Origin of the sequence: Chryseobacterium sp. C2(2020) (genome assembly GCF_014218915.1) — a bacterium.
In the GTDB taxonomy this organism is placed as follows: Bacteria; Bacteroidota; Bacteroidia; order Flavobacteriales; family Weeksellaceae; genus Chryseobacterium; species Chryseobacterium mucoviscidosis.
Map to the genome: position 1 here is coordinate 103,456 of NZ_JACLCT010000011.1, position 8,880 is coordinate 112,335.

6 protein-coding genes are annotated in these 8,880 nt (G+C 35.5%); all 6 read left to right on the forward strand.

Annotated features, from left to right (window positions below):
• Positions 1-3 precede the first annotated feature (3 nt).
• The 6 genes from H6W52_RS08670 (at position 4) to H6W52_RS08695 (ending at position 8,795) form a co-directional block, all read left to right on the forward strand.
• Positions 4-1,032, forward strand: coding sequence for a methionine ABC transporter ATP-binding protein (locus H6W52_RS08670; protein WP_116099504.1), 1,029 nt, complete (start codon positions 4-6; stop codon positions 1,030-1,032).
• Positions 1,025-1,681: a methionine ABC transporter permease MetI gene (gene metI, locus H6W52_RS08675; RefSeq protein ID WP_116099505.1), complete on the forward strand. Its 657-nt coding sequence runs from the start codon at positions 1,025-1,027 to the stop codon at positions 1,679-1,681. Before H6W52_RS08670 ends, metI begins: the two co-directional genes overlap by 8 nt.
• Positions 1,682-2,197: 516 nt before the next feature.
• On the forward strand, positions 2,198-3,010 hold the full coding sequence (gene metQ / locus H6W52_RS08680) for a methionine ABC transporter substrate-binding lipoprotein MetQ (RefSeq protein WP_116099506.1): 813 nt from the start codon (positions 2,198-2,200) through the stop codon (positions 3,008-3,010).
• Between the two features lie 292 nt (positions 3,011-3,302).
• Entirely contained in the window at positions 3,303-5,564 is a 2,262-nt protein-coding gene (locus H6W52_RS08685; RefSeq protein ID WP_116099507.1) for a glycoside hydrolase family 3 C-terminal domain-containing protein, read from the forward strand.
• A 194-nt stretch (positions 5,565-5,758) separates the two neighbouring features.
• Positions 5,759-7,825, forward strand: a complete 2,067-nt coding sequence (locus H6W52_RS08690) for a phospholipase D-like domain-containing protein (protein WP_116099508.1) — start codon at positions 5,759-5,761, stop codon at positions 7,823-7,825.
• 13 nt (positions 7,826-7,838) lie between these two features.
• Complete coding sequence (locus tag H6W52_RS08695; RefSeq protein WP_116099509.1) at positions 7,839-8,795, forward strand: hypothetical protein; 957 nt, start codon at positions 7,839-7,841, stop codon at positions 8,793-8,795.
• The last annotated feature ends 85 nt before the right edge of the window (positions 8,796-8,880 follow it).

An 8,880-nucleotide genomic window follows, 5' to 3' on the forward strand; every position in this document is an offset into this window, starting at 1 on the left:
AAAATGATAGAGATAAAGAATGTTTCAAAAACATTTCATCAGAAGAAACAGTCGTTCAAGGCGCTGGATAATGTAAGTCTGAGGATTGAACAGGGCGATATTGTAGGAATCATCGGATTTTCGGGAGCGGGAAAAAGTACGTTAATCCGAACGGTGAACCTTCTTGAAAAACCTGACAGCGGTAAAATTGTGATTAACGGAAAGGATTTTACGAAATTAAATTCGAGACAATTAGCCCAGGAAAGGAAAAAGATCGGGATGATTTTTCAGCATTTTAACCTGCTTTCTTCGAGAACTGTTTTTGAAAATATTGCGCTTCCGTTAGAGCTGGATCATGTCAGCAAAACTGAAATTAATAAAAAAGTAAATGAACTGCTGAAAATCGTAGGACTGGAAGACAAAGCTCATGATTATCCTAAAAGTCTTTCGGGAGGACAAAAACAGAGGGTTGCCATTGCAAGGGCTTTAGCAAATGATCCTTATCTCCTGCTCTGTGATGAAGCGACGAGTGCGCTCGATCCTGCAACCACACAATCGATTTTGCAATTATTGAGGGATATTAATCAGAGACTTGGAATTACGATTTTGCTGATTACGCACGAAATGGAAGTCATCAAAACGGTCTGCAACCATGTTGCGGTAATCGACAAAGGTCAACTATTAATTAAAGGAACTTTAAGCGAGATTGTCTCGAACAAAGATAATCCTATCATCAAACAATTTTTAAACTCTAGTGTTATGACGATACCACAGGAACTGAATAAAAAACTACAGAAAGAGCCACAAGACGGATTATTTCCATTGGTGGAAGTAGAGCTTAATGAGAAAATATCGGTGGAAGAACTTCTTTCCATTGTTTATGATAAATATAAAATTCCATACAAACTGCTGAAAGCGGATGTTGAATATTTAGGCGATTCCAATTTTGGAAAACTATTGCTTCAGCTTCAGGGAGAAAAGGAGAAAAATCAGCAGGCAATTTATTATTTCAATCAGAATAAAATTCAAAATACGGTAAGAGGATATGCTTAGTGATACAGTGATTTCTCTTTTATCAAAGGGAATTTGGGAGACGGTTTTTATGACGTTTGTTTCGGGGTTTTTCGGATTTGTTCTGGGTTTGCCTGTCGGAATTCTATTGTTTTTAACACGGAAAGGACAGCTTTTGGAAAATGTAATCTATAACAAGATTTTATCTGTTCTGGTAAATATTTTCCGTTCCATCCCTTTCATTATTTTAATTGTGTGGATGATTCCTTTCACGAGAAGTCTGGTGGGAACATCAATCGGGGTAAACGCAGCTTTGGTTCCTTTAAGCATCGGAGCGGCTCCTTTTATCGCAAGACTGGTAGAAAACAGCTTACTGGAAGTTCCTTATGGTTTAATTGAAACCGCAAGAGCTTTGGGAGCAAGTCCGTTTCAGATCATCAGAAAAATACTGTTGCCGGAAGCACTTCCTTCCTTAATTAATAATGCAACTATTACCTTAATTACGCTTGTCGGTTATTCTGCGATGGGAGGTGCTGTCGGAGCCGGAGGATTGGGACAGATCGGTTATCAGTACGGCTACATCGGTTATGATGCCGTGATTATGAATCTTGTTTTAGGATTGCTGGTTGCGATTGTTTTTATCATTCAGTTTTCAGGAGACCGATTGGCGAAGAGATTTGATCATCGTTAAGTTTTTTGAGTGGGAGGGTTTTTGTGTTGGAGGGTGGGAGTGTTTGAGTGTGAGAGAGTGTGAGAGAGTGTGAGTGAGAGTGAGAGAGAGTGAGAGTGAGTGAGAGTGAGAGAGAGTGTGCGAGTATTTTGAAAATAATGTGATAAGTGTGAATGTGAAATAGTGTGGTGGTTTGAAAATTTCAGCCATCAATCGGGCGAAAATCAGCAAAAAGGAATAAAAGCCATATTTTATTTATTAAAGAATTTAAAAAATCTAACCTTTTTGTTTTCGCCCTTTTTTAAAAGAGAGTCTGTTTAAACTTTTTATTTAACCGCAAAAGTCACAAAAGATGACTAAACTTTTATTTAAAGTTGATCATTATAAATGAAAAAGTTCACAATAGTTTTTAAAAATCTTTGATTTTTATTCTTTTGAGCGCTTTGATTATTAATGAAATTCGCTTTAACATTGTCTTTTGTGCCTTTTGTGGTTAATTCTGAAATTAGTTTAAACAAGTTTAGAAAATAATTTACAATGAAAAAAATAAAGATTTTAAGTTTTTTAGCGGCGGGTTTGTTAGCATTTACCGGCTGTAATTCATCCAAAAAAGAGGATCCGAACTTTATAAAAGTGGGAATAACTTCCGGACCGGAACAGGAAATTGCCGAAGTGGCGAAAAAAGTAGCGAAGGAAAAATACAATCTTGAAGTAGAACTGGTTTCCTTCAACGATTATGTGGTTCCCAATGAGGCTCTGAATAACGGCGATATTGATGCCAATGCTTTTCAGCACGTTCCTTATTTAAACGAACAGTCCAAACAGAGAGGATATAAACTGGCGGTTGTAGGAAATACTTTTGTCTACCCTATCGTTGCGTATTCAAAGAAAATTAAAAGTATTAATGAACTTCAGAACGGAAGTACCATCGTTATTCCGAATGATCCTACCAATGGCGGCCGTTCCTTGCTTCTTTTACAGAAAAACGGTTTGCTGAAACTGAAAGACGGCATCGGACTTTTACCGAAAGTAACGGATATTGTTGCCAATCCTAAACAGTTAAAAATCCTTGAAATTGAAGCACCGCAACTGCCGAGAGTTTTGGATGATAAAGAAGTGGTGATTGCCATTATCAACAATAATTTTGCTGCGCAGGCGGGATTGGATGCCGATAAACAGGGAATTTTCAAAGAAGATAAAGATTCTCCTTATGTAAATGTAATTGTTTCCAGAGAAGATAACAAGATGTCCGAAAAGGTGAAAAATTTCGTAAAAGCCTATGAATCTGATGAAGTAGTGAAGAAGGCTGAAGAAATTTTCAAAGGCGGTGCTGTAAAAGGCTGGAACTGATTTGGTGAATGGTGAATGGTTAATAGTGAATTCTTTCATAATGCCGCAGAATTCATCATTGACAATTCATCCTTGACAATTCACAATTGACAATTCACCATTGACAATTCACTATTGACATTTTGAAAAAGTCTATTATTATATATTTGGACATTGTTTCAGCTTTTTGAAATGATGTCTTTTTTATTTTCAAATCACGGGTTATTAAAAATTATTTATTTAAAATTTATTTTCTCAATTTGAGATAATAAAATTTTTTGCTATTTTTGTTTCCAATCAAAAAAGGCTTTTTATGTTTAAGAAAACCGCCATTGTAAGTTTATTCACATTTATTTCTGTTTCTTATATGGCTCAAAATACACCGCTTCCTGTTTATTTAGACGAATCCAAACCTGTGGAATTACGGGTAAAAGATGCACTTTCCAGAATGACTCTGGAAGAAAAAGTGGCGATGCTTCATGCCCAGTCAAAATTCAGTTCACCGGGTGTTCCGAGATTGGGAATTCCTGAATTCTGGACGACGGACGGACCTCACGGAGTTCGTCCGGAAGTGATGTGGGACGAATGGAATCAGGCAGGCTGGACAAACGACTCTATTATCGCCTACCCCGCTTTAACGGCACTTTCCGCGACATGGAATAAAAAAATGTCATGGAATTACGGTAAAGCACTGGGTGAAGAAGCCCGTTACCGAAAAAAAGATATTCTTCTGGGACCGGGAGTTAATATTTACAGAACTCCACTCAACGGAAGAAATTTCGAATACATGGGTGAAGATCCTTATCTGACTTCAAAAATGGTGGTTCCTTACATCAAAGGCGTTCAATCGAATGGTGTGGCAACTTCTGTGAAGCATTTCGCCCTGAACAATCAGGAAATGTTCCGTCATACAAGCAATGTAAAAGTGGACGACAGAGCTTTATACGAAATTTATCTTCCGGCTTTCAAAGCGGCTGTAACAGAAGGTGATTCTTGGACGATTATGGGAGCTTATGATATGTACAAAGGTCAGTATGCAAGCCAGAACCAATATCTTCTGAATGATATTTTAAAAGGTGAATGGAAATATAAAGGGGTTGTGGTTTCCGACTGGGGTGCTGTTAACAATACCGAACAGGCTATCCATAACGGACTGGATCTTGAGTTCGGAAGCTGGACAAACGGACTTTCAGCAGGTACAAAAAATGCTTACGACAATTATTATCTGGCAAAACCTTATTTAGATTTAATTAAATCAGGAAAAGTAGGAACCAAAGAACTGGATGATAAGGTTTCAAGGCTTTTAAATCTTGCGTATAAAACAACAATGAACCGAAACAAACCTTTCGGAAATATCGCTTCTGAGGAGCATAAAGCTATTGCAAAAGAAATCGGGGAAGAAGGAATTGTATTGTTGAAAAATCAGGGAAATATCCTTCCGATTGATCTGAATAAAGCTAAAAAGATTGCTGTAATCGGCGAAAATGCTATCAAAATCATGACGGTTGGCGGTGGTTCTTCTTCATTAAAAGTGAAGTACGAAACGCTTCCTTTAGACGGAATTAAAGCGAGATTCGGGAAACAGTCAGACGTACAATATGCAAGAGGTTATGTGGGAGACATCGGCGGAGAATACAATGGGGTAAAATCCGGACAGGATTTAAAAGACAACCGTTCTGAAGCTGAATTATTAAACGAAGCTGTAGAACTGGCAAAAAAATCTGATTACGTTATTTTCGTCGGAGGATTAAACAAAGCAGATTTTCAGGACAGTGAAGGAAACGACAGAAAAAGTTACGGATTGCCTTACAATCAGGACCATGTAATTGCTGCACTGGCAAAGGCGAATAAAAACCTTGCGGTTGTTCTGGTTTCCGGAAATGCGGTGGCAATGCCGTGGATTAAAGAAGTTCCGACTGTAGTTCAGGCTTGGTATTTGGGTTCTGAGGCAGGAAATTCTATAGCTTCGGTTTTAGCAGGTGATGCAAACCCTTCAGGAAAACTGCCTTTTACTTTTCCTGTGAAACTGGAAGATAATTCTGCGCATCAATTGGGAGAATATCCCGGAAATAAAGCGGAATTGGCAGCGGATAAAGGAAAAGATCAGAAAAACCCGATCAATATTGCATACAATGAAGGAATTTTTGTGGGCTACAGATGGCATGATACGAAAAAAATCAAGCCGTTATTCAGTTTCGGACATGGTTTAAGCTACACCACTTTTGAGTTTGGAAAAGCCAAAGCTGATAAAATAACGATGTCTCAGGATGATAAAATTACATTCACAGTTTCTGTAAAAAATACAGGGAAAAGAGCCGGAGCGGAAGTTGCCCAACTGTATATTTCCGACCTGAAATCGTCTGTTGAAAGACCGGCTAAAGAATTGAAAGGTTTTGAAAAAGTGTATCTGAATCCGGGAGAAGAAAAAGAAGTAACGTTTACCATTGATCAATCTGCTTTAAGTTTCTTCGATCCCCAAAAACACGATTGGGTTGCAGAACCGGGAGATTTTGAAGCACAAATCGGTAATTCTTCCGATGCCATAAAAACGAAGGTGAAGTTTACGTTAAAGTAATCTTACTTATATATTTCTAAAACTAAATGTCCGGATATTATATTCGGGCATTTTTTTGTATAAAAATTTTGGATTACGGAAAACCGTAAAAAAATTGTTTTTCATGTATTTACATTTGTGTCATAAAACTGATTAATTAAAACAGAAATAATAGTTTAATTTTTTCTCCATTTTAAAACTTTATAACCATAATTATGAATACAATGATTCAAGATTCTATTTCTAATACGGATGATATTTTACTGAGAATAAAATCTGAGCTGAGAAATGCAAAATCCGAAATTCTGATTGCTATGGCTTGGTTCACCAATCAGGATTTGTATGAAATTATTAAAGAAAAACTTCTGCAAAACGTAAAAGTTTTACTGGTTCTTTCTGATCAGCCCGATAATGAAAAACTCGATTTTGATATTTTGGTAAGTCAGGGCTTACATTTTACGAAAATCAGGAATATTGGTTACGGAATGATGAATCTGAAATTTTGTGTGATAGACCGTACTATCGCCATTTCTGGTTCCTATAATTGGTCAAATAATGCCAAAAATAATCATGAACAGGTACTGGTAACGAATTTTCCTAAGACAGTAAATGAACTTACAGAAAGTTTTTTCAAGATCAAAGATCGGGTGGAAAAACTCAACAACGGACTGAGTCTTGAAGAAATTGAGAGAGAAGAAAACGCATCATTTCTTCCGGTAATGAATCCTTTAAAATCTGAAACCCCAAATAAACCATTGAATTTTCAGGAGCAATCTCTGAAAGATTTTAAAGATGTTCTGGATAGCATTATAGCGACAGAAGTCGGCTCATTCGATAAAAATCTTCTGAAAGAAAACGCTTATCAAAGAGCTTTTGAAAATCAGGGCGATCATCAGGTTCTTCCACAAGCGATGGATAGTCTTTACTCGAATTTCATTAACGAAATAGAAGTGATTGCAGAGAAGAAAACCAGACTTAAAAACAGAATTGAAGAGCAATTGAAAGTCAGCATCAGTAACGTAGAAATGAAAACTCAGAATGAGATTGACACACTAAATTATAATCTGGATGCTGAAATACAAAACACAGAAAATAACATTCGGGAAACCGAGAGAAATATTGAGGATAAAAAACAGCTTATAGAATCCAATAATTCCATCAAAATCCCTTTCATTCAGGATAAAATTGATGTTCTGATGAAAAAAATAAACGAATTGAAAGTTGATTTTGTAAAACCTCCTGTTAACTGGCCTTTAACAGTTACTTTAGGATTTATAGGTATCATGCTTTTATCGTATATATTCGTATTTTATTCTTCTGTTGCCTATATATTTATTTTTTCGAAAAATGAAACACTATCCGCTTTAAACAGAGGTACAGTTCCGGAAACACCGGAAGTTTTTAATTCTGATGCCATCACACAAATTTGGAACAAAGGAGCCGGCGGAATATTATTCCTGTTCCTTTTCGTCAGTATTCCTTTAGGACTAGGAATGATGAAACTAATCATGCCCAATAAAGAAGAACCATCTGATAAAGAAAGCAGCGTAAGTAATACATTGAAGAGACTGTTTAACAATTACGGAGGCATATTTTTAATTTTTCTGGTTGATTGCTTTATCGCTTATCGGGTGGCAAAAAATATCAACTTTATAGAATATTTAACCAACCGTACCGATAAGCAGTTAGAATTTAAAGATATTTTACAGACGGAAAATTTTTGGATGGTCTTTATTCTTGGGACTTTAGGAGTATATTTATTTGGAATTGTTACAGAAAAATTCTATCAGTCCTATCATAAAAGAACTAAAACGCATCATCAGGAAAAAACTGAATTCGTTGTTAAAAAACTGGAAGAAGAAATGCAGGATTACAGACTGGAAATTAATAGCCTGAAAGAGGAAAACAACAGATTACGCAGTGAAATTTCCGCATCGGAAAGAAATAAAATAAACTTTACAAAGCAGCTTCAGGATTTACCAATGCAGACGAACACCAAGATCAATAATCTGAAGCAAATGTTACTGACTTTTAAAGAAAAAGTAGAAAATCTTGCTCATATTTATCAAAGTCAGGTTGATAACGACAGACTTCCGATATCCAAACCAGAAATGAAAAACCGAGTGAACATCTTTATGGAAGGTTGGAGCAAATATTTATTTGAAATTTATGCTGTTCCGAAAGCTGAAGCAAAAACAACTGAAGCCATTAGAGAATGCGAAAAATGGCTAAATATGATTGCTTTTAATGAAAGTTTCGCTACCGACTTCGCCCAAAATTAAACTTAAATATTTTATGAAAACAAAATTTACCTTATGCATTTTAGCACTCACATTTCTTCTGTTTAATTCTTGTGAAAAAAATAAAGTTGATATAAAGTCTTTTACAAAAATCCATGATTATAATGTACTAATTGTGCCTGATTTATCTAACAGAATCAACAAAGATATCCATCCCAAACCGGTAAACGACACGCTGTTAATCAATAATATAATATGCAACATTGAACATTTATTACAGACAAATAACAGACAAATGAATCAGCTTGATGTCTATAAACTGGATTTTATTAACCGGGGAATTCTGAACAAGAATGTAGTGGATCCAAAAGATCTGGAAATTAATTTCAAAAAATTTGAAAATAACTTATCGGCATCCTCTGAATACAAAAGAAAAGGTTTGAAATCTGATGTGTTTAAATTTAAATCCGGGGTTTCAAAGATTTATAATTATTCTTTACAAAATTCTTCCGGTTCTGATGTCTGGAATTACTTCAATGAGACAATCAAAAGCTCCATTATAAATAATCCCGATAAAATTGATAGCACAGCACAAACAATTAAAAATATAAAGAATATTGTTGTCCTTTTTACAGACGGCTACATAGAAAGCGCTAATAACAATTTGGGATATACATTAAACCAGCAATTAATCAAAAAAATAAGAACCGAGTTTTTGAATAGTAAATCCGCTGACCTCGAAAAATTTATCAGTTCAAAACCTGAATATTTAATTAAAAAAACGTCTAATAACCTTCACGATATTAATATTTTAATTTTAGAAATGGTAGATAGATCGCTTGATAAAAATGGTTCAACAACCATTCAGCCAACAGATTTTGAGATCATGAAAATCATCTGGACAAAATGGCTGAAAGATTCCGGAGCATCGCATGTTGAAATTTATCCTGCTTTTTCTAAAGAAACAGACTCTTTTGAAGCGTTAGAAAAATTCATGAAAGAAATTAAATAACTTAAACCTGACACTATCCCGTAAAGTGTGTAAGTAGAAAAGTTAGGCTTGGATTTTATAATCTGAGCCTTTTTTCAAAAATAAG

Excerpts from the sequence above, each read along its gene's own strand:
- metQ (WP_116099506.1), top strand. The coding sequence starts at position 2,198 with ATGAAAAAAATAAAGATTTTAAGTTTTTTAGCGGCGGGTTTGTTAGCA.
- H6W52_RS08690 (WP_116099508.1), top strand. The coding sequence starts at position 5,759 with ATGAATACAATGATTCAAGATTCTATTTCTAATACGGATGATATTTTA.
- H6W52_RS08670 (WP_116099504.1), top strand. The coding sequence starts at position 4 with ATGATAGAGATAAAGAATGTTTCAAAAACATTTCATCAGAAGAAACAG.
- H6W52_RS08695 (WP_116099509.1), top strand. The coding sequence starts at position 7,839 with ATGAAAACAAAATTTACCTTATGCATTTTAGCACTCACATTTCTTCTG.
- metI (WP_116099505.1), top strand. The coding sequence starts at position 1,025 with ATGCTTAGTGATACAGTGATTTCTCTTTTATCAAAGGGAATTTGGGAG.
- H6W52_RS08685 (WP_116099507.1), top strand. The coding sequence starts at position 3,303 with ATGTTTAAGAAAACCGCCATTGTAAGTTTATTCACATTTATTTCTGTT.